This window comes from Pseudomonas lutea (genome assembly GCF_000759445.1).
GTDB lineage: Bacteria > Pseudomonadota > Gammaproteobacteria > Pseudomonadales > Pseudomonadaceae > Aquipseudomonas > Aquipseudomonas lutea.
In genome coordinates this window covers 1,529,604-1,552,912 of sequence record NZ_JRMB01000001.1, presented here as the reverse complement: position 1 = coordinate 1,552,912, position 23,309 = coordinate 1,529,604, and the positions used below count along the sequence as shown (strand labels likewise).

The window sequence follows — 23,309 nt, the reverse complement described above, 5'->3', positions numbered from 1 at the left end:
ACACAAGCGCTGAGCAGGGGGCGTCATGCATAGGCTGAGACAAGCGGTGATGCCAACTCAGTCTTCCTTGGGCACTGTCCAGAAGATCTGTACGCCACCATCGTCTCGCCAGGCCAGGGTCACGTTGTCGTTCTCGTCGATTTCTTCCAATAACTGCTTCCAGTCGTCTTCCAGTTCGTCTGCCAGTCGAAAAATCAGGGCAGCGCGAGCTTTCTGCGCACTTTGGGAATTAATGATCTTTTGTACCCGAACGGCCATTCGTTCGTAATGGCCTGGCGAGGCGGCGGTGGATGCATCGGACTCAGACATGAAGTGACCTCCTGTTCGCTGTATGCGCATACAGTATTTGAGTGTCGGACGTTTCGCAACAGTGGAGCGGACAAAAACCCACGGCGGCTCAAGTCGCTGATTTGTCTGCTGATTCGCAGACTGGCGAACCAAACTCCAACGGGCTGATCTGATCGCTAGATGACGATTGATATCTCAAGCGCACATGGCTTGGACATTTGAAACCAGGAGGCTTTATGAAGATTCAATCACTGCTGATGCCGGTGGCATTCGCTTGCTGCGCGGCGCTGGCCGGGTGCTCTACTTCGACTGTGGTGACGTTGCAGAACGGCACTCAGTATGTGACCAAAGACGCGCCCAAAACTAAAAGCAAAGATGGCTTTTACGAGTTTGAGGACATTTCCGGCAAGACCATTCGGGTCCGTGCCGACGAGGTCGCAACCGTCAAAGAAGAAGACTGAGGTATCCCGAGGGTCCTGGGTGACGCCGGGACCCTTACTGTATGGAAAACTGTATTCATCTGAATGGAACGTCTTCGCATTGGCCTTGTTCTAAACGAGGCTATTTGATCACGCTAATTCCTCTCAGGCCCTAATTATGGAAAACCCTCCTAACACCGGCTATAGCGCAGCGCCTCTGCGTTTTCTTGCCAACGGCGGTGCGGTCGGTGATCTGCTTCGGTCCCCCCTGATTGAAAGCTCGCCTCTGGGTGCGCCTGTAACATGGCCGGACAGTCTCAAGGCTCTGATGAGCACGGTACTGCCGGTTCAGGCGCAAATCGTGCTCTTTTGGGGGCCCGATTACATAGCGCTGTACAACGACGCCTATGCGCCCAGCATCGGTGAAAAACATCCCCGCGCGCTTGCCCGACCTGCCATCGAAAACTGGCGTGAACTCTGGGATGACCTCGAGCCTCTGTTGCGCGGCGTCCGTGAGACCGGCGAGACCTTTGCCGCCAAAGACCGTCCGTTCTATATCGAAAGGCACGGTTACGGTGAAACGGTCTACTTCGACGTTTCCTACTCGGCGGTGTATCAGGGGGATGGCTCGGTGGGCGGTGTGCTGTGCATCGTGACCGAGACCACTGACCGCGTTCAGTTCGAACGTCGACAAGCATTGCTGCTTGAGTTGGGCCAGGCCTTCCCGTCGATCCGCGACCCCGAGCAGATCGAAGTCGATGTCATCAGCCGGGTCGGCAGCGAGTTACATGCCGCTCGCGTGAATCTGGCGGAGGCGGACGAGGAGTCCGGTGGTTTCCGGGTCAGCCGGGAATACCGCGCAGGTGATATCCGCAACGACCCCGCTCTCGTTTCCTTCAGCGACCAGACCTGCCGTGCACTGCGCCAGGGCATGACTGTTCAGTACAGCGCAACGGCTGACGTGGATAACGCCCCTCAAGACGCGCTGGGTGGTCTGGCCAAGGGGATGGCGCGCTCATCGGTGCATGTGCCGCTGATGCGCCATGACACCCTGGCTGGCGTTTTTACGATGGAGTTCGATGGCGATCGGGTCTTCAGTCGGCACGACATTCACCTTATCGAGGAAGCGGCGAAGCTCGGTTGGCTGTGGATCAATCACACCCGAGCCGAGTCGGCGTTGCACGCGAGTTCAGCGCAACTAGCCGGGATGTTCGAACAAGCGGGTGCGGGGATTGCGCTCTGTGATCACGAAGGGGTCTTTCGACAAGTCAACGACCGATACTGCGAAATCCTGGCGCTGCCCCGCGAAGCCATTGCCGGGCATTCGATGCTCGACGTGCATAAAGACTGCACCGCAAACGTTCAACCCCTTTTTCACGAACGCTTTCTGAGCGCAGACACACCCTTTGAACTGACCCAGCACCATGTACGCGCAGATGGTTCTGTCGTGTGGTTGCAAACACATGTGACGCCGCTGCTGGACGAGGGGCACGAGCTCAGCGGCCTGCTGTTTGTCTGTGTCGACATCACCGCACGCGTGGGTGCCGAGCATCAGTTGATAGAGCTCAACGAAGGCCTTGAGCAGCGGGTCGCAACCATGGTGGCCGAGCGCGAGGCGGCCATTGCCCTGCTGCACGAGTCTCGCAAGATCGAAATGGTCGGCCAACTGGGTGGCGGCATTGCCCATGACTTCAACAACCTGCTGACGCCGATCATGACGTCACTGGAACTGCTTCGTCGCCAGCCTGCCGCCAATGACCGCTCCCATCGTCTTATAGATGCGGCGCTGCAAGCTGCCGATCGCGCGCGCATTCTGGTGGGCCGGCTGCTGACCTTCGCAAGGCGCCAGACGCTCAAGCCGCAGGTAGTGGCTGTCGATGCACTCGTGACTGACATGCGCGACCTGATCCAGCGATCCCTGGGACCGACGATCGAGGTGATCGTCGACATCCCGGCCGGCTTGCCGAATATCCTCATCGACCCGCACCAGCTGGAGTTGGGCATTCTCAATCTGGCCGTCAACGCCCGCGACGCCATCCCGGAACACGGCTTTTTGAAGATCAGCGCGCGTGTGGACGTCGTTTCCGACAGCCCGGGTCTCGGCCAGACGCCGGCGCAAGGGCAATACGTCAAATTGACCGTGAGTGACAACGGCAGCGGCATGAGCAACGAGGTGTTACAGCGTTGTGTCGAGCCGTTTTATTCCACCAAAGGCGTGGGCAAGGGCACCGGGCTGGGACTGTCGATGGTTCAGGGGTTGGCGCTGCAGTCCGGGGGAGGTTTCGGCATCCAGTCGGTGCCGGGGGAGGGTACCCGCGTCGACCTCTGGCTGCCGGTCTCCTGCGCAGACGTCCAGCACGCCGATGACGGGCAGGAAGAGCAAGAGTCTGCGGCGGTCCATCCCTTTCACGTGCTGATGGTGGATGACGAGGACCTGGTGCGGTACACCGTCGCCCTGCAACTGCGCGACCTGGGGTATCGGGTGACTGAAGCCGAGTCTCCGTCGGCAGCCGAACACCTGGTCGAGACCGGGTTGCGGCCTGACATTCTGATCACCGACCAGCTGATGGCAGAAAAGAACGGCACCCAACTGGCGGAAAGCTTGCGAGTGCGGATTCCGGAGCTACCGGTGCTGATCATCACCGGTTACACCAACGAGGCTTCGACGCATATCGGCGGTTTTGATGTAGTTGCAAAACCCTTCACCCGTAGCGATATCGCGTCGCGGGTGGCGAAGGCATTGGGCCGCTGTGGAAAATTTGGCGCAATCAAGGCGCCCGTTGCAACGAACGCCTGACCCTCGCGTTTCACGCAGGACTTTGCCTGTGTGAAACGCGAGGTGCGTTTATGGTGTGGGCGAGCCCCGTTCAGTGATCGCTGTACAGCCGGTCGAGATGGCGGGTCGGGCTCAGACCGAGCGCCCGATGGCCTGCTCGTAGCACGACAGGAAATACTGCCATTGCGACTCATCCCAGAACGAGTGGCGCCTGAGCTGCGGGATATCGTGACGCGCGGCGCCCATGATGGTGATCCGCCCATGGGACTTCTCAAGATCAAGCAACGCCAGTTCAAAGTCGAACCGCGTCTCGGTGGCTGTTGCCTTGATGAAGATGTGTTTGGAACGCATGCAGCCATGCTGCCATTTGCCCAGGTGCATCTTGGCCAGCGTCTCAGCCAGGCGCTTGAAGAGTTTCTGGTGCTGCTCAGTGGTCAAGGTGCGAGCGCCGCCTTGGGCATACCAAGTATCCAGGTCAATAAAACCGCCAAGATCCTTGGTCACCAGTACGCCTTGCCAAACACCGGCAACTTTGCGCGCCCCGTAAAACACCGGGCGTGGTGCATTAACGCCCAGCTCGGCCAGACGAGACAGGGCTATGCCCTCACGCAATGCTGTCGGACGGCCTGCAGGGTAGCGAAGGCTACGGAATAGATGGCCGGTCTGGCGTTTGACGTAGAGCGTGTTGCCGTCGTGGACGACACGCTGAACGCCGCTGGTGCCGTTTCTGCGCACATTTGGCGGCTCCACCCAAGGGCCAGACGTGCCCCACCAAAACTCGAATTCGTTGTTTGCCCGACCCATCATGCGCTCCAAATACGGTAGAAATTTTGCCACCATGCAGCGCCTGTCAGTGTGCAGTGCGCGCCCCTCAGGCCTCTGCGGCCCAGGATAGTTCCAGCATTCATCTATGGCTGTTGGCTATTAGCCAGTTTCAGCCGTTCAGCTTACTCACTTGCCACACCTTCTTTTCGCCCAAAGAGCAGCCATTTGCGCCATCGGACAGGGTAAAAATGCTCGGACTGAAGCATCATGCCTCGCAAGGCATGCTACGGCAGGCTTATGGACGCCCGGGTTACTGAGCGCGTCATGTCCGTTCGTCCCCTGGTTGCAAGAATCGCGGAATTGCTGGCGCGGCGGGTTATCCACCGTGCATAACTAAATAAGGAAATTTGCCATGATCTCTACCCTTGAACTCTGCCATATCGTCGAATCGGGCTTCCTGCCTGCAAAATGCAAGTGCACCATTGATGCCAAAGACCAGATTATGGTGCAGATATTTGACCGCGAGCGGGGCCATGCCGACCTGCTTGCGTCAGGCATACCGGTCAGCTCTCTCAATTCGAGCCGCGCCATTGCCAACCTCATCGCCACGCTGAAAGAAGGACTGAAGTCCCATTCCACTGCCCGACGGTCCATGCAGCTTCAGGAACGCGCGTAACTTTTTACACCCATCTCAATCCTCCGGTCCGAGCTCCGTTTGCCCTGCGGCAACGCACAGACAGACAGCGATCGGAGGAGCAGGGCACTTAGGCCTTACCCCTCCAGTCCACGTTATCGTGGAGTTGACAAAACCCCCGCCGGTTCTCATAGTTTCGCTCACGCAAACGTTTGCGATTCCGTCTGTCCCACGCTGACGCGTAAACGCTGCCGATAACAACAATCATAATGTCGGAGTGATTCCATGAAGCTGCCATTCGCTGCACGTCTTCTTGCTGTTGCCATGCTCACCGCGTCCGCGGTAACCCTGCCTCTTTCATCCGCCTTCGCCGACGACGCGAAAAAGCCCACCGTCGCGCTGGTGATGAAGTCCCTTGCCAATGAGTTCTTCCTGACCATGGAAGACGGGGCCAAGGATTATCAAAAACAGCACTCGGCTGATTTTGACCTGATCTCCAACGGCATCAAGAACGAGTCCGATACGGCCGCGCAAATCGATATCGTCAACCAGATGATCGTCAAGAAGGTCGACGCGTTGGTGATCGCCCCGGCAGATTCCAAAGCCCTGGCCTCGGTGTTGAAGAAAGCCATGGACGCGGGCATCAAGGTCGTGAACATCGACAACCAGCTGGACGTCGATGTGCTGAAAACCAAAGGCATGGAAGTCCCGTTCGTAGGGCCCAACAACCGCAAGGGCGCCAAGCTCGTGGGTGACTATCTGGCCAAGCAGCTGACTGCAGGTGATCAGGTCGGCATCATCGAAGGCGTGCCCACCACCACCAACGCGCAACAACGCACCGCAGGTTTCAAGGATGCGATGGACGCTGCGCAGATGAAGATCGTCTCCACGCAGTCGGGTAACTGGGAAATCGACAAAGGCAACGCGGTCGCGTCGGCCATGCTCAATGAATACCCGAACTTGAAGGCATTGCTGGCCGGCAACGACAGCATGGCTCTGGGTGCGGTGTCGGCTGTGCGTGCGGCAGGCAAGGCAGGCAAGGTTCAGGTCGTCGGTTACGACAACATCAAGGCCATCCAGCCGATGCTCAAAGACGGTCGTGTGCTGGCAACGGCTGACCAGTTCGCTGCGCGTCAGGCGGTGTTCGGTATCGATACCGCGCTGAAGATGGTCAAGGGCGAGAAACTGGAAATGACCAACGGCGTGATCGAAACCCCGGTCGAGCTGGTCACCAAGCCGCAATAAGCACCTGCGGCGTCCAGTCGACAGTTTCCAACCCGTAGCTTCCAAATAAGTGCCGCCTGCCCGCAAGGGCAGGTGCGTGGAGATCGTTATGTCAGCGTCTGCTCAGGCCGCTGTTCTATCTGTCAGCGGTATTGGCAAAACCTACGCTCAACCCGTACTCGGCGACATTGACCTGACGCTGATGCGTGGGGAAGTGCTTGCCTTGACCGGCGAAAACGGCGCGGGCAAAAGCACGCTGTCGAAAATCATCGGCGGCCTTGTAACCCCCACCACTGGCCAGATGCAATTTCAGGGGCAACCCTACCAGCCTGCCAGTCGTACTCAGGCCGAAAAGCTTGGCGTGCGCATGGTCATGCAAGAACTCAACCTGCTGCCGACGTTGTCGGTGGCTGAAAACCTGTTTCTCGATAACCTGCCCAGTCGCGCCGGGTTCATCAACCGCAGCAAGCTGCGGGAAGATGCGGTCAAGGCCATGGCGCAGGTCGGTCTGGAGGCCATCGACCCCGACACGCTGGTCAGCGAACTGGGCATCGGTCATCAGCAAATGGTCGAGATTGCGCGCAACCTGATCGGCGATTGTCATGTGCTGATTCTCGACGAGCCGACGGCAATGCTCACCGCTCGCGAGGTCGAAATGCTCTTCGAGCAGATCACCCGTTTGCAGGACCGTGGTGTTTCCATCATTTACATCTCTCACCGTCTGGAAGAGCTGGCGCGTGTTGCCCAGCGCATCGCCGTGTTGCGCGATGGCAAGCTGGTGTGTGTCGACGCCATGGCCAACTACAACAGCGAACAGTTGGTGACGCTGATGGTAGGGCGCGAACTGGGCGAGCAGATTGATCTTGGCGTGCGCAAAATCGGCGCAGTGGCCTTGTCGGTCAAAGGCCTGACCCGCTCGGACAAGGTGCGGGACGTCTCTTTTGACGTCCGCGCCGGCGAGATCTTCGGAATCTCTGGCTTGATCGGCGCAGGGCGTACCGAACTGCTGCGCCTTATCTACGGAGCCGATGTAGCTGACGGCGGGTCCATACAGGTCGGCAGGCCGTTGCGGAGCGTGCAGATCAAGTCGCCGGTGGACGCGGTGGGTCACGGCATTGCCTTGATTACCGAAGACCGCAAGGGCGAAGGCCTGCTGCTGTCGCAGTCGATCAGCGCCAACATCGCGCTGGGCAACATGGACGCAATCTCCAGTGCCGGGCTGGTCAAGGGCGATGCGGAAATGGCTCTCGCCAGACGCCAGGTGGACGCCATGCGCATCCGCAGTTCCAGCCCGACCCAACTGGTCTCGGAGCTGTCGGGCGGCAACCAGCAGAAGGTGGTGATCGGCCGCTGGCTGGAGCGCGATTGCCAGGTGATGCTATTCGACGAACCCACCCGCGGCATTGATGTGGGCGCCAAGTTCGACATCTACACGCTACTCGGCGACCTGACTCGCCAGGGCAGGGCGCTGGTGGTGGTTTCCAGCGATCTGCGTGAGCTGATGCTGATCTGCGACCGCATTGGCGTGCTGTCTGCCGGGCGACTGATCGACACCTTCGAGCGCGACACTTGGACCCAGGACGAACTGCTTGCCGCTGCCTTTGCCGGCTACCAAAAACGTGATGCGCTGCTCTCAGAAGCCGCGCCCAGGATTGACTGATGAAAACCTCGACTTCAACTGCCGCGCTGCCCTCTGCAGGCAAGCGCAGCGGCAACTACTTCGGCCTGGGCACTTACCTGGGGCTGGCCGGCGCCTTGCTGGCGATGATCGTATTGTTCTCGCTGCTCAGCGATCATTTCCTTTCCTACGAAACCTTCAGCACCCTGGCCAACCAGATTCCCGACCTGATGGTGCTGGCGGTCGGCATGACGTTCATCCTGATCATTGGTGGCATCGACCTGTCAGTGGGGTCGGTGCTGGCACTGGCGGCGTCAGCGGTCAGTGTCGCCATGCTGGGGTGGGGCTGGGGCGTATTTCCGTCGGCATTGCTGGGCATCGCCTGCGCAACGGCGGCCGGTACGCTGACGGGTTCTATCACAGTCGCCTGGCGCATTCCCTCTTTCATTGTCTCGCTCGGCGTGCTGGAAATGGCCCGCGGCGTGGCGTACCAGTTGACCGATTCGCGCACGGCCTATATCGGTGATTCGTTCGCCTGGCTGTCGAACCCGTTCGCGTTTGGCATCTCGCCGTCGTTTGTCATCGCCCTGATCATTATCTTCGCCGCCCAGGCCGTGCTGACCCGCACCGTGTTTGGACGCTACCTGATCGGCATCGGCACCAACGAGGAAGCCGTACGTCTGGCGGGCATAAATCCCAAGCCCTACAAGATCCTGGTGTTCTCGCTGATGGGGCTTCTGGCGGGCGTCGCTGCGCTGTTCCAGATTTCGCGTCTGGAAGCTGCCGATCCCAATGCCGGCTCTGGCCTGGAACTGCAGGTGATCGCAGCGGTGGTGATTGGCGGTACCAGTCTGATGGGCGGACGCGGTTCTGTGATCAGCACCTTTTTCGGCGTGTTGATCATCTCCGTGCTGGCCGCAGGCCTTGCGCAAATCGGCGCCACCGAGCCGACCAAGCGCATCATCACCGGGGCAGTAATCGTCGTGGCCGTGGTGCTGGACACCTACCGCAGCAATCGCGCACGGCGGCGCGGCTGACATGGCAACCATCAAGGATGTAGCGGCGATTGCCGGGATTTCCTACACCACGGTGTCCCATGTGCTCAATCGCACGCGCCCTGTCAGCGAAGAAGTGCGCAAGAAGGTCGAGGCGGCCATCGTCCAGCTCGATTACGTGCCCAGTGCCGTAGCGCGTTCGCTCAAGGCCAAAGCCACGGCAACGATCGGCCTGTTGATCCCCAACGGTATCAACCCGTACTTCGCCGAGCTGGCGCGGGGCATCGAGGACTACTGCGAGCGCAATGGTTTCTGCGTGATCCTTTGCAACTCGGACGACAACCCCGACAAGCAGCGCAGCTACCTGCGGGTGCTCCTGGAGAAGCGCGTTGATGGCCTGATCGTCTCGTCCGTGGGCGGCGGCGACAGCCTCGTCGAAGGCCTCGCTGCGGTGCGCACGCCGCTGGTCATCGTCGACAGGGACCTGGACGGTGTAACAGCGGATCTGGTGCGTATCGACCACGAGCTCGGCGCTTACCTGGCCACGTCACACCTGCTGTCGCTGGGGCATCGGCACATTGCCTGCATTTGTGGCCCGGCGCAGACCAGTGTCGCCCAGATGCGTCTGGACGGTTACCATCGGGCGATGCGAGAAGGCGGCATCGAAGTGCCGGCCGACTGGGTCGTTGAAAGCGATTTCACCGGGCCGAGCGGCTATCTCGCTGCCGTTAAGCTGTTGCAAAGCGATCCGCCCACGGCCATTTTCGCGGCCAACGACATGGTCGGCATCGGCGTGCTGCGCGCCGCCGCCGAGCGCAACGTGCGGGTGCCGGCCGATCTTTCGGTCATTGGCTTCGACGACATTCAGATGAGCCAATATGTGTATCCAGCCCTGACCACCGTAGGCCAGTCGATCCTGCAACTGGGGGAGCGCGCCGCCGAGGTGCTGCTGCGCCGCATATCGACGCGCGGCGACACCGCTGTTGAGCACTTGATCGTGGCACCGAGTATTGTGTTGCGCGAATCCACCGCACCTCCACCCCCTGCATCACCCTGATTTCGTTGAGCCGAGCGCTTCGTTCGGTGTGAAAAGTGATCTGAAGAGTAAAAGACGTCATGCAAGCAAAAGTAGTGATAGTGGGCAGCCTGAACATGGACCTGGTGACGCGCGCGCCGCGATTGCCGCGTGCAGGCGAAACCCTGGCGGGACAATCGTTCGTCACCGTGCCGGGTGGCAAGGGCGCCAACCAGGCGGTTGCTGCCGCGCGGCTGGGTGCCAGTGTTGCAATGATCGGCTGCGTGGGCGATGACGCCTATGGCGAACAACTGCGCGCCGCGCTGCTTGCCGAGGGCGTCGATTGCCAGGCGGTTACCCCGGTCAGCGGTGAGTCCACCGGCGTAGCGTTGATTGTGGTCGATGACAGCAGCCAGAACGCCATCGTCATTGTGGCTGGCGGCAACGGCCATGTCACCGCGTCTGTGGTGGACAGCTTCGACGCGTTGCTGTGCCAGGCCGAGGTCATCATCTGCCAGCTCGAGGTGCCACTCGACACGGTTGGGCACGTGCTCAAGCGTGGACACGAGTTGGGCAAGACCGTGATTCTCAACCCGGCGCCTGCCAGCGGGCCGCTTCCTGCCCAATGGTTTGCCTGGATCGATTATCTGATCCCCAACGAAAGCGAGGCAACCGCGCTGACCGGCCTTCCAGTGGACAGCACCGCCAGCGCAGACGCTGCGGCCACGGCGCTGCTGGACGCGGGGGTGAGCAAAGTGATCGTGACGCTGGGCGAGCAGGGCGCCTTGTTTGCGAGCAAGTCACGCTCCGAGCATTTCCCGGCGCCCAAGGTCCAGCCGATCGACACCACAGCTGCAGGCGATACCTTTGTCGGCGGCTTTGCAGCGGCACTGGCCGACGGCAAGTCCGAATCCGATGCCATTCGCTTCGGTCAGGTCGCGGCCGCGCTGTCCGTCACCCGTTCCGGGGCACAGCCCTCCATTCCGACGTTCGCAGAGGTTCAGGCCTGTGCGGTTCAGGGGCAACCGTCATGAAGAAAACACCGCTGCTCAACATCGCGCTGTCCCGGGCCATCGCGTCGCTCGGTCACGGCGACATCGTGATGATCGTCGACGCAGGCATGCCGGTGCCGGCGGGGGTTGAGCTGATTGATCTGGCGCTGACCCACGGCGTACCCGATTTCGTCAGCGTGCTGAATGTGGTGCTGACCGAAATGCAAGTCGAAAGCCATGTGCTTGCCGAAGAAATGCTGTCCAGACAACCGCCGGCACTTGCCACGGTTGCGGCATTGCACGCTTCCGGCAGCTTGGGCGAGCAGCGTCTGGTCACCCATGAGGCGCTCAAGCAGCTCAGCCGAGGCGCTCGCGCTATCATCCGCACCGGCGAATGCCAGCCCTACACCAACATTGCGTTGGTGGCCGGGGTGGTGTTCTAAATCGCTGCTTTGCAGGTTCAGCAAAACGGAACAGGGAGTTTCTCATGTACGCAGGTCTTCAATTGTTTACCGGATTGATCAGGAGTGCCGCACTGTTGGCCATTTTATCCGCCGTCTCGGTGCAGGCCGCCGAACGGCGTGACGTGATCATCGACACCGACCCGGGCGCCGACGACGTCGTTGCGCTGTTGTTGGCTTTGGCGTCTCCGAAAGAACTCAACGTCATGGCCATTACCACCGTAGCGGGCAATGTGCGTATCGACAAAACTTCACGCAATGCCCGACTTGCCCGCGAGTGGGCCGGTCGCGAAGACGTGCCCGTTTATGCCGGTGCGGGCAAACCGCTGGTGCGTACGCCGATCTACGCCGAGAACATCCATGGCAAGGAAGGCCTGCCCGGCGTGCAAGTGCATGAGCCGAAACAGCCCTCGGCACAAGGCAATGCGGTGCAGTATTTGATCGACACACTGCACAAGGCTGCGCCGCACAGCGTTACCATCGCCATGCTCGGCCCTCAGACCAATCTGGCGCTCGCGCTGATTCAGGCGCCTGATATCACAGAGGGCATCAAGGAAGTCGTGGTCATGGGCGGCGCCCACTTCAATGGCGGCAATATCACCCCTGTGGCCGAGTTCAATCTGTACGCCGACCCTGACGCCGCGAAAGTGGTTCTCGCCAGCGGCGTGAAACTGACCTACGTGCCACTGGACGTTACCCACAAGATGCTCACCAGCGAGCAGCGTCTCAAGCAAATTGACGGCTTGAATAACCAGGCTGGCAAGTTGGTGAGCGACATCCTGAATGAGTACGTCAAGGCAGACATGGTCCACTACGGGTTGCCCGGGGGGCCGGTACACGATGCAAGCGTGATTGCCTGGCTGCTCAAGCCTGAGTTGTTCTCTGGCAGGCAGGTGAACCTGGTGGTCGACAACCGCGAAGGGCCGACCCATGGCCAGACCATCGTTGACTGGTACGACACCCTCGCTCAGAGCAAGAATGTATTCTGGGTCGAAAACGGCGACGCTCAAGGGTTCTTCGATCTGCTGACCCAGCGCCTCGCCACGCTTAAATAACCGACAAGGCCGCGCCGCAGGGCTTGCAGTCACGCGGCGCAGCGCAATCAAGGCGCAAAATCATGCCCATCAACCTCAACGACCCCGCCTCACTGACCCACGACGCCGTCCGCCAAATGATCGCAGCCGCACAGGACCAGGTGCATAACCAGTTGCGCGTAGCTCGCGACGGCCGCGTATGGATTTCCAGCGGCGCGGTGGGGGGTGTGGACATTGACGGCCTGTTGTTTCGCCTGGAAACCTGGGCGGCCGGCTCGGGTTGTGTAGGGCCGGTGGCTGCCAGTGATGCGGTCTGGGTGGCCCAAATATTCAACGCCATTCGCGATAACTGGGCCGATCCACGCACGGATTACGTCGATATCTATTGAGATAGCTTCCTGCGATGGTGCTCGGTTGAAGTCTTTCCTAACGTTTTGTGACGATTTGTCCAGGCAAGGCAGGCGATGCATGGGTCAGACTCCTGCTCGTTTTGAAGGAGCGAGCTGCCTTCGGGTATCGACCCCTCGGGAAACCAAGCCGCCAAACCGCTGTCGCAGAGGTTCTGCTTTAGTTAAACGTTAGGAGATTGTATGCCCTGGAAATACGCATCATCGGGTCTGGTGCTCGCCGTAGTGGTGCTGGCCGGTTGCAGCAGCACATCCGAGTCCTCAACCAAGCCCGACGAGGGCGTTGCCACCTCCGCCAGCGGCTATTCCCGTTGTGATGCAGCTGCCGTGCAGTACACGGTCGGGAAGCCGGCGTCTGCGGCTTTGCTGGATCAGGCAAAGGCAAAGGCGGGCGCGCAAACGGCCAGGGTGCTCGGGCCACACGATGTGGTGACGTTGGAGTACCGTTCGGACCGTTTGAATCTGAACACTGATGACTCCGGAACGGTAAACCGCGTCAATTGCGGTTGATGCTCCATTCCCGCCTGCTTGCCAGCTCGATTGCAGGCATAAAAAAACCCCGTCAGTGACGGGGTTCTTTCAGAACGCGTGGATTACTCCGCGCGAACCTGAGCAGCTTGCATGCCCTTTTGGCCTTTCTCAGCCACGAAGGAAACAGTCTGGCCTTCTTTCAAGCTTTTGAAACCGTCGGATTCAATGGCTTTGAAATGTACAAAAAGGTCGTCGCCGCCACCCTGTGGGGTGATGAAGCCGAAGCCTTTTTCATCGTTGAACCATTTTACGGTGCCGGTTTGGCGATTAGACATGGTGTATCTCCAGAAACATAATTTTCAGTAGTGCTGTGTTGCTCAGGCCAACTGGGCACACGAGCGCTATCATAGTCGAATTGTGTGAATGCTGGACTTTTTCGATTAGAACTTTGCGTCCGTGTCGTCGATATAACGCCCTGAACAGGCCCCGGTGGCCATATTTTGTCTGCTAGCGGGTGCGGCAACTTACACTCTCGGTGCGCCTGAAGGCCGCTGGAATCGCGGCCTTCAAGGCGTTGGGCTGCACCCGATTTCCAAGGTCTCAGCCCGGTGCATCAAGGAAATGTAAATTTTTTATTTTTTGCCGCTAAGGCAGTTTTTGCTGACTGCAGCCTGCAGGCGAGATGTCATATCGGCACTGGGAGGCGTCGTTTTGTCATTCAGCGACGCGATCTCCTTGTCCGAAAAATTCTTGTTGATCTGTTGAGCTCCGCACTCGCAATGCGCTTTGACGGCAGCTGCGTCCATCGACGGATTGCTTTGTGTGGCCGCAGTGGTGCATTCGTTCATGTAGCTGGTCTTGGTTTTCGCATCCATCGCGGCATGAGCGCTGAGAGGCAGTGTCAGGGCCAGCGGGGCGAGAAGGGCGGCAACGCGTAGAAGCTTCATGGTGATTTCCTTTTTGTCGGTGGCCTTGCTGTCAGGCCTTGAACGTGTGTTACCGATAATCTGAGGTCCATCAAGCAAAGCAGTTCCGTAGGTCTGCCATGGCTTGAGTCCGTCAGTCGCGGAAAAAGGCTCTGCAACCGATTAGCTGACCCTGCCGATGCGCTGTGATAGCATGCGCGCCTGCAGATTAGCTCGCATCTGGCGGGGCACGCGTCCCTGCTGCAAGTTCTGTCGATTTCGTAAGTTCCAGTCACTCTGGTTCGGTCATCAGGTTGGCCTTAGGGCTCCTGCCACTGTGAGGCAGGCACACCACCGAATCGCGTACTGGCTCTATCCCACCCACGTGACCTTTGGTAGGGGTCACCACTAGGAGAGGAGGCGCCATGCCAACTATTACTCTTCCCGACGGCAGTCAACGTTCTTTCGATCACCCGGTATCCGTTGCCGAGGTCGCAGCATCCATTGGTGCAGGCCTGGCCAAAGCCACCGTGGCCGGCAAGGTCAATGGTCAACTGGTCGACGCCAGTGATCTGATCACCACCGATGCGAGCCTGCAAATCATCACCCCAAAGGATCAGGAAGGCCTGGAGATCATTCGTCACTCCTGCGCGCACCTGGTCGGCCATGCCGTCAAGCAGCTGTACCCAACGGCAAAAATGGTGATTGGCCCGGTCATCGATGACGGCTTCTATTACGACATCGCCTATGAGCGTCCTTTTACCCCGGACGACCTGGCGGCGATCGAGCAGCGCATGCAGCAGCTGATCGAGAAAGACTACGACGTCATCAAGAAGGTCACGCCGCGCGCGGAAGTGATCGAAGTGTTTGCGGCGCGGGGCGAGGACTACAAGCTTCGTCTGGTCGAAGACATGCCGAACGAACACGCCATGGGTCTTTATTACCATGAAGAATACGTCGACATGTGCCGCGGTCCACACGTGCCGAACACGCGCTTTCTCAAGTCCTTCAAGCTGACCAAATTGTCCGGCGCCTACTGGCGTGGCGATGCCAAAAACGAACAATTGCAGCGTGTCTACGGCACGGCCTGGGCCGACAAGAAGCAATTGGCGGCCTACATCCAGCGCATTGAAGAAGCCGAGAAGCGCGATCATCGCAAGATCGGCAAGCGTCTTGGCTTGTTCCATACCCAGGAAGAAGCACCGGGCATGGTGTTCTGGCACCCGAACGGCTGGACGCTGTACCAGGTGCTCGAGCAGTACATGCGCACAACCCAGCGCGAAAACGGCTACCTGGAGATCAAGACGCCTCAGGTTGTTGACCGCTCGCTGTGGGAGAAGTCCGGTCACTGGGCCAACTACGCCGAGAACATGTTCACGACTCAGTCGGAAAACCGCGACTACGCCATCAAGCCAATGAACTGCCCTTGCCACGTGCAGGTGTTCAATCAAGGCCTGAAGAGCTACCGCGAACTGCCGATGCGTCTGGCCGAGTTCGGTGCCTGTCACCGCAACGAGCCGTCGGGTGCGCTGCACGGCATCATGCGCGTGCGGGCCTTTACTCAGGACGATGCGCACATCTTCTGCACTGAAGAGCAGATGCAGGCTGAATCCGCAGCGTTCATCAAGCTGACCATGGCGGTGTACGCCGATTTCGGTTTCAAAGACATCGAAATGAAGCTGTCGACCCGTCCCGAGAAGCGTGTCGGCTCCGATGAGCTATGGGATCGCGCCGAGTCTGCACTGGCTGCAGCCCTTGACAGTGCTGGGCTGCCGTACGATCTGCAACCCGGTGAAGGCGCGTTCTACGGTCCGAAGATTGAATTTTCTCTCAAGGATTGCTTGGGTCGCGTCTGGCAATGCGGTACTCTGCAGCTCGATTTCAACCTGCCGATTCGTCTGGGCGCTGAATTTGTGTCCGAAGACAACGGTCGCAAGCACCCGGTCATGTTGCACCGCGCAATCCTTGGCTCCTTCGAGCGCTTCATCGGTATTCTGATCGAGCATTACGAAGGTGCTTTCCCTGCGTGGCTTGCTCCAACTCAAGCAGTGATCATGAACATCACTGATAAACAGGCTGATTTTGCCCTTGAGGTGGAAAAAACATTGGCGCAAAGCGGATTTCGTGCCAAGTCCGACTTGAGAAATGAAAAGATCGGCTTTAAAATCCGCGAGCATACGTTGCTCAAAATTCCGTATCTCCTCGTTATTGGAGACCGGGAGGTTGAAACACAAACTGTCGCTGTGCGTACACGTGAAGGCGCAGACCTTGGCTCAATGCCGGTCGCCCAGTTCTCGGAGTTCCTTGCACAAGCGGTTTCCCGGCGTGGTCGCCAAGATTCGGAGTAATTATTATTAAGCGTGAAATGAGACAAGATAAACGAGCTGCACCGAAGGCCCCGATCAACGAGAATATCTCGGCACGTGAGGTTCGTTTAATTGGGGCTGAGGGTGAGCAGCTTGGGATTGTGTCAATTGAAGACGCGCTTCTTAAGGCTGAAGAGGCCAAACTGGATCTGGTGGAAATCTCCGCCGATGCAGTACCTCCTGTTTGCAAACTGATGGACTACGGCAAATCGATCTTCGAGAAGAAGAAGCAGGTTGCTGCCGCCAAGAAGAATCAGAAGCAGATCCAGGTTAAAGAAATCAAGTTTCGTCCAGGGACGGAGGAAGGGGATTACCAGGTAAAACTACGCAACCTGGTACGTTTCCTGAGTGACGGGGACAGGGCCAAGATCTCGTTGAGATTTCGCGGTCGTGAGATGGCCCACCAGGAGCTGGGGATGGAGCTGTTGAAGCGGGTTGAAGCTGACCTGCTCGAATACGGCTCGGTCGAACAGCATCCTAAGATGGAAGGACGCCAGCTGATCATGGTCATCGCCCCGAAAAAGAAGAAATAACCACCAGGGCACGGCAGGCCTTGCGGTTATGTTTATCAACTGAATGCGGAGTATCCGAACATGCCAAAGATGAAGACTAAAAGTGGTGCAGCTAAGCGGTTTCTGAAAACCGCGAATGGCATCAAGCACAAGCACGCTTTCAAGAGCCACATCCTGACCAAAATGTCGACCAAGCGTAAGCGTCAACTGCGCGGTAGCAGCTTGCTGCATCCGTCTGACGTGGCAAAAGTCGAGCGCATGCTGCGCCTTCGTTAATTTTGATCAAGAATAGAGGAAGTTACTCATGGCTCGTGTAAAGCGTGGCGTCATTGCCCGTAAGCGTCACAAAAAAATTCTGAAACTTGCTAAGGGCTACTACGGTGCGCGTTCACGCGTATTCCGTGTTGCCAAGCAAGCGGTAATCAAGGCTGGCCAATACGCCTACCGTGACCGTCGTCAGAAAAAACGTCAGTTCCGCGCTCTGTGGATCGCTCGTATCAACGCTGGTGCGCGTATCAACGGTCTGTCCTACAGCCGTTTCATCGCTGGCCTGAAAAAAGCGTCGATCGAAATCGACCGTAAGGTTCTGGCTGATCTGGCAGTGAACGAAAAAGCGGCGTTTGCTGCGATTGTCGAGAAAGCTAAAGCCACTTTGGCCTAAGTCCCCGGCAATCACCGGGCCCCGCTCGGGGTTCGGTGTTAAACGTCATAAATAGGGGAAGAGCCTTGTAAGCTCTTCCCCTATTTTGTATCTGGAGTCTGTACATGGAAAACCTGGACGCGCTGGTCTCTCAAGCACTTGAGGCTGTGCAAAGCGCCGAAGATATCAATGCCCTGGAGCAAATCCGGGTTCTTTACCTTGGCAAAAAGGGCGAATTGACTCAGGTGATGAAGACCCTGGGGAATTTGCCAGCTGAAGAGCGTCCGCAAGTCGGTGCGCTGATCAACGTTGCCAAGGAGCGTGTCACAGAGGTTCTCAATGCGCGCAAGGCAGCGTTCGAGCAATCCGACCTTGCGGCCAAGCTTGCGGCCGAGTCCATTGACGTGACTCTGCCTGGCCGTGGCCAGACCACCGGTGGTCTGCATCCGGTTACCCGGACTCTGGAACGAATCGAGCAGTTCTTCACCCACATTGGCTACGGCATCGCCGAAGGCCCTGAGGTCGAAGACGACTATCACAACTTCGAGGCGCTCAACATCCCCGGCCATCACCCGGCCCGGTCGATGCACGACACCTTCTATTTCAATGCGAACATGCTGCTGCGCACCCATACCTCCCCGGTTCAGGTCCGCACCATGGAATCGCAGAAGCCACCGATCCGCATCGTCTGCCCAGGCCGCGTGTATCGCAGTGACTCCGATATCACCCATTCCCCGATGTTCCACCAGGTCGAAGGCCTGCTGGTCGACCGCGATATCAATTTCGCCGACCTGAAGGGCACCATCGAGGAATTCCTGCGCGTGTTCTTTGAAAAAGAGCTGGCAGTGCGTTTCCGTCCTTCGTATTTCCCGTTCACCGAGCCTTCGGCCGAAGTCGATATGGAATGCGTGATGTGCAGCGGCAAGGGCTGCCGCGTCTGCAAGCAGACCGGCTGGCTGGAAGTCATGGGCTGCGGCATGGTCCACCCCAACGTGCTGCGCATGTCGGGCATCGACCCGGAAGAGTTCCAGGGCTTTGCCTTCGGTATGGGCGTAGAACGCTTGGCAATGCTGCGCTATGGCGTCAACGATTTGCGTCTGTTCTTCGACAACGACTTGCGGTTCCTCGCACAATTTCGCTAGGTCGCCCGTAACGAATTCTTTAGGAGAGCAGGATGAAATTCAGTGAACAATGGCTGCGTGGCTGGGTTAGCCCGCAGGTATCCCGCGATGAGCTGGTTGCTCGTCTGTCGATGGCCGGGCTTGAAGTAGACAGCGTTACCCCGGCGGCCGGCGCATTTACTGGCGTGGTCGTTGGCGAGGTGCTGAGCACCGAGCAACACCCGGACGCGGACAAGCTGCGCGTATGCCAGGTCAGTAACGGCGCGGAGACCCTCCAGGTGGTGTGTGGCGCGCCAAACGTGCGCCCCGGCCTGAAGATCCCCTTCGCAATGATCGGCGCCGCATTGCCTGGCGACTTCAAAATCAAGAAGGCCAAGCTGCGGGGCGTCGAGTCCAACGGCATGCTGTGCTCGCAAGCCGAACTGCAGGTGGGTGAGGGCAATGACGGCCTGATGGAACTGCCGGCCGATGCGCCGGTAGGCCAGGATTTCCGCGTTTACCTGGAGCTGGACGACGCGAGCATTGAAGTCGACCTGACGCCCAACCGCGGCGATTGCCTGTCGGTTGCCGGTCTGGCGCGTGAAGTCGGCGCACTCTACGATGCCGCAGTCACTCGCCCGACAGTAGCCACTGTGACGGCAGTACACGATCAAGTCGTTCCGGTCGAAGTGGTAGCGTCTGCCGCTTGCCCTCGCTATCTCGGCCGCGTTATCCGTAATGTCGACCTTTCACGGCCGACACCGTTGTGGATGGTTGAACGGCTACGTCGGTCGGACGTGCGCAGCATTGATGCGGTGGTCGACATCACCAACTACGTCATGCTCGAACTGGGCCAGCCGTTGCATGCATTCGACCTGGCCGAAATCAACGGCGGCATCCGCGTGCGTATGGCGGAAGAGGGCGAGAAGCTGGTGCTGCTGGACGGTCAGGAAGTCAGCCTTCGCGCGGACACCCTGGTCATTGCCGACCACCAGCGTGCGCTGGCCATCGCGGGTGTCATGGGTGGCGAGCACAGCGGCGTTTCGGCAACTACTCGCGATATCTTCCTTGAAAGCGCTTTTTTCGATCAGATCGCAGTCGCTGGCAAAGCCCGTTCCTATGGGTTGCACACTGACGCTTCCCATCGTTACGAGCGAGGCGTTGACTGGCAACTTGCCCGTGAAGCCATGGAGCGGGCCACCGGTCTGCTGCTGGACATCACCGGCGGCGAAGCCGGACCGGTCATTGAGACGGTCAGCGAGCAGCATTTGCCGTCTGTTGAGCCGATCGTGCTGCGTGCCGAGCGCATCGAGCAGATGCTGGGCATGAAGATGGACGCAGCAGAAGTCGAGCGTCTGTTGACTGCGCTGGGTCTCACCGTGAGCTCGCACGCAAGCGAACAGTGGCGCGTCGTAGTACCAAGCCATCGCTTCGACATCGCCCTTGAGGTCGATCTGATCGAAGAGCTGGCGCGCCTTTATGGTTACAACCGCTTGCCGGTTCGTTATCCGCAGGCGCGTCTGGCACCGCAGCCGCGCGCCGAGGCGCAGAGCGATTTGCCAGCGCTGCGTCGTCTGTTGGTGGCTCGCGGCTACCAGGAAGCGATTACCTACAGCTTCATTGACCAGAAGTGGTTCGAGCTGTTTAGCCCCGGCGTAGAGCCGCTGCTGCTGGCGAACCCGATCTCGGCTGATATGTCGGCCATGCGTTCGTCGTTGTGGCCGGGCCTGGTGAAATCGCTGCAGCACAACCTCAACCGCCAGCAGGATCGTGTACGCCTGTTCGAGAGCGGCCTGCGTTTTGTAGGTCAACTGGACGGCCTTAAGCAAGAGCCTATGCTGGCTGGCGTCATCTGCGGCAGCCGTCTGCCGGAAGGCTGGGCGCAGGCCCGCGATGCAATCGACTTCTTCGACGTCAAGGCTGACGTAGAGGCGGTACTCGGCTTCGCGGGTGCTCAGGAAGAATTCCGCTTCGTCCCCGGCAGCCACCCGGCGCTGCACCCGGGCCAAACCGCGCGGATCGAACGTGAAGGGCGCGAGGTTGGCTACCTGGGCGCGCTGCACCCTGAGCTGTCAAAAACCCTGGGGCTGGATCGTCCGGTGTTCGTTTTCGAGCTGGTGCTGGCCGAAGTTGCCGTGGGGCGCCTGCCGAAATTCCATGAGCTGTCGCGCTTCCCTGAAGTACGCCGCGACCTGGCGTTGGTGGCTGATCGTGAGGTATCTGCAACTGCGGTAATGGACGTTATCCGTGAGAGTGCAGGGGAATGGCTGACAGACCTCAGGCTATTTGATGTTTATCAGGGTAAAGGCATTGATCCGCTTAGAAAAAGCCTTGCGGTCGGCTTGACCTGGCAACATCCATCGCGCACTCTTACTGACGATGAGGTAAACGCTTCGACGCAGCAAATTCTCACCTCACTTGAGGAAAGGTTAAACGCCACGTTAAGGAAGTAGCGTATGGGGGCTCTGACGAAAGCTGAGATGGCCGAACGTCTGTACGAAGAGCTAGGCCTGAATAAACGAGAAGCCAAGGAACTGGTCGAGCTGTTCTTTGAGGAAATCAGGCACGCTCTGGAAGATAACGAGCAGGTCAAATTGTCCGGGTTCGGTAATTTTGATCTGCGCGATAAACGCCAGCGACCGGGCCGGAATCCCAAGACAGGGGAAGAAATCCCGATTACCGCTCGCCGTGTGGTCACCTTTCGTCCAGGGCAGAAGTTGAAGGCCCGAGTTGAGGCTTATGCTGGAACCAAGTCATAACGACGAGCTGCCGCCCATCCCCGGCAAACGCTACTTCACCATTGGTGAAGTCAGCGAGCTCTGCGCGGTCAAACCGCACGTTCTGCGTTATTGGGAGCAGGAGTTTCCTCAACTCAACCCGGTCAAGCGCCGCGGGAACCGTCGGTATTATCAGCGACAGGACGTGCTGATGATCCGCCAGATCCGCGGTCTGCTGTACGACCAAGGCTTCACCATTGGCGGCGCCAGGTTGAGGATGTCCAGCGATGAGGTCAAAGATGATTCGCTGCAGTACAAGCAGCTGATCAAGCAGATGATCGTTGAGCTGGAAGATGTGTTGGTGGTGCTACGCAAGTGATGCAGCGCGATCTACCGAATACTTCCATCTTTCAAAAGCTTAGGGTATATTCCTCGACGCTTTCGCAAGAACCCGCAACATATAACGCCTAGTCGGGGCGTAGCGCAGTCCGGTAGCGCACTAGCATGGGGTGCTAGGGGTCGAGTGTTCGAATCACTCCGTCCCGACCATATTTTGTAAACGGAATCAGCCACTTACGGACTTGATTCCCTTTTTCATTTCTGGCTTGCGCAAAACCCGCGCAAAACTGGCGCAAAACTATCCGGCGATTTCGCTGATATCGAGGTCCGGAACGGCCTCGGACCAGATCACCTCGGCGTGCTCCTTCTGGTAGTTTTTGGTCATCCCCTCGCTGGCGTGCCCGGCGATCTTCTGCCCATCTTTCCCGGCTTTCTTGTACAGGTGCAGCGACAGCGCCCTGACTTCATGGAAGCCTGGCATCTCTTCTTCCTTCCATCCCTTGTAGCAATCCGCTGCCTCCCTGGCTTCCTTGAATGCGCGCGTCAGATAGCGTTCCTCAACCTTGGTCCAGTGCTCTTTGGTCTCAGCCTGCTTTTGCCTCTTCCGATCAGGTCTGCGGTGCACCAGGAATGGGGAAACCACGTTGTCACGGCAATGGCTGATCACCCGCTGCAGCTCCGGCGTCACCCTGAACCTGATCCACGCCGCGTCACTGGCTTTTGAAGTCTTTTGCTGCACCACGTAGAGATAGCCGTCCTTCACGTCTTCGAACTTCATCGCGAGGATATCGGTGCGCCGCTGCGCAGTAATCAGCGCCAGGTCGATCGCGTTTTGCAGCCAGGCGGGTGCCTTCTCCCGAATAGCCTTGAGGCCGTCGACCGTATGCCGTTTGCGGGTTTTCTTCTCGATGCGGTTGATTGTGCTCGCCGCTGGGTTGTCTGGGCACAGCCCTTTCGCCGCCGCGTGATTGAAGATGTCGATGAGCAACGCCCGGCACTGGTTGGCCGTGCGCGGCGTCAACAGGTCGAGCATTTGGGCGATCATGCGGATGGAGATCTGGTCGACAGCCTTTCCTTCGAACTCACGCCTGAACCTTCGGAAATGCACGGCATAAAGACCGAGTGTGCCCTTCGACAGCTCGCGCGGCGGTAGCAAATTCTTCTCGTAATCATCCAGGAAGGCGGTGAACATCTCGGCTGATTCGCCCAGTACCACGCCGACCAGATCAGCGCCCTGCATGAATGCTAAGTTCAGTTGCTTGGCCGCATCAACAGCCTTGACCCGGTCGGTGCCGAACTGAAACCACTTCCCATCAGTCGGGCGCCGGTACCGGTATGTCCCGCGCCGGTCATCCAGGTAAAGGTTCTGCGGCAAGCCTTTGTTCGACTTGTTACGCGGCCGTGGGACCATCATGCAGCTCCTTTCAATACCATCGTGACGAGATCGTTGCCGGCGGCGTTGTTGAATGCCGCCCAGTCGATATACCAGAGTTTGCCGATCTGCTCGCCTGGAAGCTTGCCGTCTCGGATGTAGTTGCGGATTGCCTGGGGGCAGGGCGGTGTCCCGTTTTCGCCCCAGCGCCGGCGCTGGAACTCACTGATCTTGATCAGTTCGCGCTTCATGGGTTACC

General features: G+C 58.8%; 26 protein-coding genes and 1 tRNA gene. 21 read left to right on the top strand and 6 right to left on the bottom strand.

Features of this window, described 5'->3' with window-relative positions:
- Nucleotides 1–57: 57 nt before the first annotated feature.
- Nucleotides 58–309 (bottom strand): DUF1654 domain-containing protein, encoded by a 252-nt coding sequence (locus tag LT42_RS06575; RefSeq protein ID WP_037010900.1) that lies wholly within the window; start codon nucleotides 307–309, stop codon nucleotides 58–60.
- 215 nt (nucleotides 310–524) lie between these two features.
- On the opposite strand from LT42_RS06575, the gene LT42_RS06570 reads away from it, so the two are divergent.
- Nucleotides 525–749, top strand: coding sequence for a YgdI/YgdR family lipoprotein (locus LT42_RS06570; protein WP_037010898.1), 225 nt, complete (start codon nucleotides 525–527; stop codon nucleotides 747–749).
- A gap of 136 nt (nucleotides 750–885) precedes the next feature.
- Entirely contained in the window at nucleotides 886–3,504 is a 2,619-nt protein-coding gene (locus LT42_RS06565; RefSeq protein ID WP_052075153.1) for a PAS domain-containing protein, read from the top strand.
- Between the two features lie 111 nt (nucleotides 3,505–3,615).
- On the opposite strand, the gene LT42_RS06560 is transcribed toward LT42_RS06565, so the two are convergent.
- A complete protein-coding gene (locus tag LT42_RS06560) occupies nucleotides 3,616–4,287 on the bottom strand; it encodes a lipopolysaccharide kinase InaA family protein (protein ID WP_037013053.1) in 672 nt (223 codons plus the stop codon).
- Between the two features lie 373 nt (nucleotides 4,288–4,660).
- Between LT42_RS06560 and LT42_RS06555 the strand changes: the two genes are divergently transcribed.
- From LT42_RS06555 to LT42_RS06510, 10 genes are all read left to right on the top strand, one after another.
- Nucleotides 4,661–4,924 carry a DUF1652 domain-containing protein gene (locus LT42_RS06555; protein ID WP_037010897.1) on the top strand — a complete coding sequence of 88 codons (264 nt, stop codon included), beginning with the start codon at nucleotides 4,661–4,663 and terminating at the stop codon, nucleotides 4,922–4,924.
- A 243-nt stretch (nucleotides 4,925–5,167) separates the two neighbouring features.
- Complete coding sequence (locus tag LT42_RS06550) at nucleotides 5,168–6,127, top strand: sugar ABC transporter substrate-binding protein (protein ID WP_037010894.1); 960 nt, start codon at nucleotides 5,168–5,170, stop codon at nucleotides 6,125–6,127.
- Between the two features lie 88 nt (nucleotides 6,128–6,215).
- Nucleotides 6,216–7,766, top strand: coding sequence for a sugar ABC transporter ATP-binding protein (locus LT42_RS06545; RefSeq protein ID WP_037010890.1), 1,551 nt, complete (start codon nucleotides 6,216–6,218; stop codon nucleotides 7,764–7,766).
- Nucleotides 7,766–8,761, top strand: coding sequence for an ABC transporter permease (locus LT42_RS06540; protein WP_037010888.1), 996 nt, complete (start codon nucleotides 7,766–7,768; stop codon nucleotides 8,759–8,761). The genes LT42_RS06545 and LT42_RS06540 overlap by 1 nt, the downstream gene beginning before the upstream one ends.
- Before the next feature lies 1 nt (nucleotide 8,762).
- The gene (locus LT42_RS06535) at nucleotides 8,763–9,776 is read left to right on the top strand and encodes a LacI family DNA-binding transcriptional regulator (RefSeq protein ID WP_037010885.1); all 1,014 of its coding nucleotides are present in this window, start codon (nucleotides 8,763–8,765) and stop codon (nucleotides 9,774–9,776) included.
- Nucleotides 9,777–9,835: 59 nt separating this feature from the next.
- Nucleotides 9,836–10,768 (top strand): ribokinase, encoded by a 933-nt coding sequence (gene rbsK / locus LT42_RS06530; protein ID WP_037010883.1) that lies wholly within the window; start codon nucleotides 9,836–9,838, stop codon nucleotides 10,766–10,768.
- Complete coding sequence (gene rbsD, locus LT42_RS06525; RefSeq protein WP_037010881.1) at nucleotides 10,765–11,169, top strand: D-ribose pyranase; 405 nt, start codon at nucleotides 10,765–10,767, stop codon at nucleotides 11,167–11,169. Before rbsK ends, rbsD begins: the two co-directional genes overlap by 4 nt.
- 44 nt (nucleotides 11,170–11,213) lie before the next feature.
- Nucleotides 11,214–12,242 carry a nucleoside hydrolase gene (locus tag LT42_RS06520; protein ID WP_037010879.1) on the top strand — a complete coding sequence of 343 codons (1,029 nt, stop codon included), beginning with the start codon at nucleotides 11,214–11,216 and terminating at the stop codon, nucleotides 12,240–12,242.
- 62 nt (nucleotides 12,243–12,304) lie between these two features.
- Nucleotides 12,305–12,610 (top strand): hypothetical protein, encoded by a 306-nt coding sequence (locus tag LT42_RS06515; RefSeq protein ID WP_037010878.1) that lies wholly within the window; start codon nucleotides 12,305–12,307, stop codon nucleotides 12,608–12,610.
- A 201-nt stretch (nucleotides 12,611–12,811) separates the two neighbouring features.
- Nucleotides 12,812–13,138: an I78 family peptidase inhibitor gene (locus LT42_RS06510; protein ID WP_037010876.1), complete on the top strand. Its 327-nt coding sequence runs from the start codon at nucleotides 12,812–12,814 to the stop codon at nucleotides 13,136–13,138.
- Nucleotides 13,139–13,221: 83 nt separating this feature from the next.
- Here the strand turns inward: LT42_RS06510 and LT42_RS06505 are convergent, their stop codons facing one another.
- Nucleotides 13,222–13,434, bottom strand: a complete 213-nt coding sequence (locus tag LT42_RS06505; RefSeq protein WP_007905882.1) for a cold-shock protein — start codon at nucleotides 13,432–13,434, stop codon at nucleotides 13,222–13,224.
- Between the two features lie 297 nt (nucleotides 13,435–13,731).
- Nucleotides 13,732–14,046, bottom strand: coding sequence for a hypothetical protein (locus tag LT42_RS06500; RefSeq protein WP_037010873.1), 315 nt, complete (start codon nucleotides 14,044–14,046; stop codon nucleotides 13,732–13,734).
- Nucleotides 14,047–14,429: 383 nt separating this feature from the next.
- On the opposite strand from LT42_RS06500, the gene thrS reads away from it, so the two are divergent.
- The 9 genes from thrS to LT42_RS06455 all read left to right on the top strand — a co-directional run bounded on the left by thrS (nucleotide 14,430) and on the right by LT42_RS06455 (nucleotide 21,888).
- Nucleotides 14,430–16,352 carry a threonine--tRNA ligase gene (gene thrS, locus LT42_RS06495; protein WP_037010872.1) on the top strand — a complete coding sequence of 641 codons (1,923 nt, stop codon included), beginning with the start codon at nucleotides 14,430–14,432 and terminating at the stop codon, nucleotides 16,350–16,352.
- Nucleotides 16,352–16,903: a translation initiation factor IF-3 gene (gene infC, locus LT42_RS06490; protein ID WP_172613086.1), complete on the top strand. Its 552-nt coding sequence runs from the start codon at nucleotides 16,352–16,354 to the stop codon at nucleotides 16,901–16,903. The genes thrS and infC overlap by 1 nt, the downstream gene beginning before the upstream one ends.
- A 60-nt stretch (nucleotides 16,904–16,963) precedes the next feature.
- The gene (rpmI, locus tag LT42_RS06485) at nucleotides 16,964–17,158 is read left to right on the top strand and encodes a 50S ribosomal protein L35 (RefSeq protein ID WP_002553160.1); all 195 of its coding nucleotides are present in this window, start codon (nucleotides 16,964–16,966) and stop codon (nucleotides 17,156–17,158) included.
- Between the two features lie 28 nt (nucleotides 17,159–17,186).
- Nucleotides 17,187–17,543 carry a 50S ribosomal protein L20 gene (gene rplT, locus LT42_RS06480; RefSeq protein ID WP_007905879.1) on the top strand — a complete coding sequence of 119 codons (357 nt, stop codon included), beginning with the start codon at nucleotides 17,187–17,189 and terminating at the stop codon, nucleotides 17,541–17,543.
- A 104-nt stretch (nucleotides 17,544–17,647) separates the two neighbouring features.
- On the top strand, nucleotides 17,648–18,664 hold the full coding sequence (gene pheS, locus LT42_RS06475) for a phenylalanine--tRNA ligase subunit alpha (protein ID WP_037010867.1): 1,017 nt from the start codon (nucleotides 17,648–17,650) through the stop codon (nucleotides 18,662–18,664).
- 32 nt (nucleotides 18,665–18,696) lie between these two features.
- A complete protein-coding gene (gene pheT / locus LT42_RS06470) occupies nucleotides 18,697–21,075 on the top strand; it encodes a phenylalanine--tRNA ligase subunit beta (RefSeq protein ID WP_037010865.1) in 2,379 nt (792 codons plus the stop codon).
- A gap of 3 nt (nucleotides 21,076–21,078) precedes the next feature.
- Nucleotides 21,079–21,381, top strand: coding sequence for an integration host factor subunit alpha (gene ihfA, locus LT42_RS06465; protein WP_002553164.1), 303 nt, complete (start codon nucleotides 21,079–21,081; stop codon nucleotides 21,379–21,381).
- Nucleotides 21,362–21,718, top strand: a complete 357-nt coding sequence (locus LT42_RS06460; protein ID WP_037010862.1) for a MerR family transcriptional regulator — start codon at nucleotides 21,362–21,364, stop codon at nucleotides 21,716–21,718. Before ihfA ends, LT42_RS06460 begins: the two co-directional genes overlap by 20 nt.
- 93 nt (nucleotides 21,719–21,811) lie before the next feature.
- Nucleotides 21,812–21,888 (top strand) — tRNA-Pro (locus LT42_RS06455).
- Nucleotides 21,889–21,976: 88 nt separating this feature from the next.
- On the opposite strand, the gene LT42_RS06450 is transcribed toward LT42_RS06455, so the two are convergent.
- Together LT42_RS06450 and LT42_RS06445 are read right to left on the bottom strand one after the other, a co-directional pair.
- Nucleotides 21,977–23,089, bottom strand: a complete 1,113-nt coding sequence (locus LT42_RS06450; protein WP_037010859.1) for a tyrosine-type recombinase/integrase — start codon at nucleotides 23,087–23,089, stop codon at nucleotides 21,977–21,979.
- A complete protein-coding gene (locus tag LT42_RS06445; protein ID WP_037010856.1) occupies nucleotides 23,089–23,301 on the bottom strand; it encodes a hypothetical protein in 213 nt (70 codons plus the stop codon). Before LT42_RS06445 ends, LT42_RS06450 begins: the two co-directional genes overlap by 1 nt.
- Between the last annotated feature and the right edge of the window lie 8 nt (nucleotides 23,302–23,309).

Coding starts and splice junctions, on each gene's coding strand:
- LT42_RS06575 (WP_037010900.1), bottom strand. CDS start 309: ATGTCTGAGTCCGATGCATCCACCGCCGCCTCGCCAGGCCATTACGAA.
- LT42_RS06570 (WP_037010898.1), top strand. CDS start 525: ATGAAGATTCAATCACTGCTGATGCCGGTGGCATTCGCTTGCTGCGCG.
- LT42_RS06565 (WP_052075153.1), top strand. CDS start 886: ATGGAAAACCCTCCTAACACCGGCTATAGCGCAGCGCCTCTGCGTTTT.
- LT42_RS06560 (WP_037013053.1), bottom strand. CDS start 4,287: ATGGGTCGGGCAAACAACGAATTCGAGTTTTGGTGGGGCACGTCTGGC.
- LT42_RS06555 (WP_037010897.1), top strand. CDS start 4,661: ATGATCTCTACCCTTGAACTCTGCCATATCGTCGAATCGGGCTTCCTG.
- LT42_RS06550 (WP_037010894.1), top strand. CDS start 5,168: ATGAAGCTGCCATTCGCTGCACGTCTTCTTGCTGTTGCCATGCTCACC.
- LT42_RS06545 (WP_037010890.1), top strand. CDS start 6,216: ATGTCAGCGTCTGCTCAGGCCGCTGTTCTATCTGTCAGCGGTATTGGC.
- LT42_RS06540 (WP_037010888.1), top strand. CDS start 7,766: ATGAAAACCTCGACTTCAACTGCCGCGCTGCCCTCTGCAGGCAAGCGC.
- LT42_RS06535 (WP_037010885.1), top strand. CDS start 8,763: ATGGCAACCATCAAGGATGTAGCGGCGATTGCCGGGATTTCCTACACC.
- rbsK (WP_037010883.1), top strand. CDS start 9,836: ATGCAAGCAAAAGTAGTGATAGTGGGCAGCCTGAACATGGACCTGGTG.
- rbsD (WP_037010881.1), top strand. CDS start 10,765: ATGAAGAAAACACCGCTGCTCAACATCGCGCTGTCCCGGGCCATCGCG.
- LT42_RS06520 (WP_037010879.1), top strand. CDS start 11,214: ATGTACGCAGGTCTTCAATTGTTTACCGGATTGATCAGGAGTGCCGCA.
- LT42_RS06515 (WP_037010878.1), top strand. CDS start 12,305: ATGCCCATCAACCTCAACGACCCCGCCTCACTGACCCACGACGCCGTC.
- LT42_RS06510 (WP_037010876.1), top strand. CDS start 12,812: ATGCCCTGGAAATACGCATCATCGGGTCTGGTGCTCGCCGTAGTGGTG.
- LT42_RS06505 (WP_007905882.1), bottom strand. CDS start 13,434: ATGTCTAATCGCCAAACCGGCACCGTAAAATGGTTCAACGATGAAAAA.
- LT42_RS06500 (WP_037010873.1), bottom strand. CDS start 14,046: ATGAAGCTTCTACGCGTTGCCGCCCTTCTCGCCCCGCTGGCCCTGACA.
- thrS (WP_037010872.1), top strand. CDS start 14,430: ATGCCAACTATTACTCTTCCCGACGGCAGTCAACGTTCTTTCGATCAC.
- rpmI (WP_002553160.1), top strand. CDS start 16,964: ATGCCAAAGATGAAGACTAAAAGTGGTGCAGCTAAGCGGTTTCTGAAA.
- rplT (WP_007905879.1), top strand. CDS start 17,187: ATGGCTCGTGTAAAGCGTGGCGTCATTGCCCGTAAGCGTCACAAAAAA.
- pheS (WP_037010867.1), top strand. CDS start 17,648: ATGGAAAACCTGGACGCGCTGGTCTCTCAAGCACTTGAGGCTGTGCAA.
- pheT (WP_037010865.1), top strand. CDS start 18,697: ATGAAATTCAGTGAACAATGGCTGCGTGGCTGGGTTAGCCCGCAGGTA.
- ihfA (WP_002553164.1), top strand. CDS start 21,079: ATGGGGGCTCTGACGAAAGCTGAGATGGCCGAACGTCTGTACGAAGAG.
- LT42_RS06460 (WP_037010862.1), top strand. CDS start 21,362: ATGCTGGAACCAAGTCATAACGACGAGCTGCCGCCCATCCCCGGCAAA.
- LT42_RS06450 (WP_037010859.1), bottom strand. CDS start 23,089: ATGGTCCCACGGCCGCGTAACAAGTCGAACAAAGGCTTGCCGCAGAAC.
- LT42_RS06445 (WP_037010856.1), bottom strand. CDS start 23,301: ATGAAGCGCGAACTGATCAAGATCAGTGAGTTCCAGCGCCGGCGCTGG.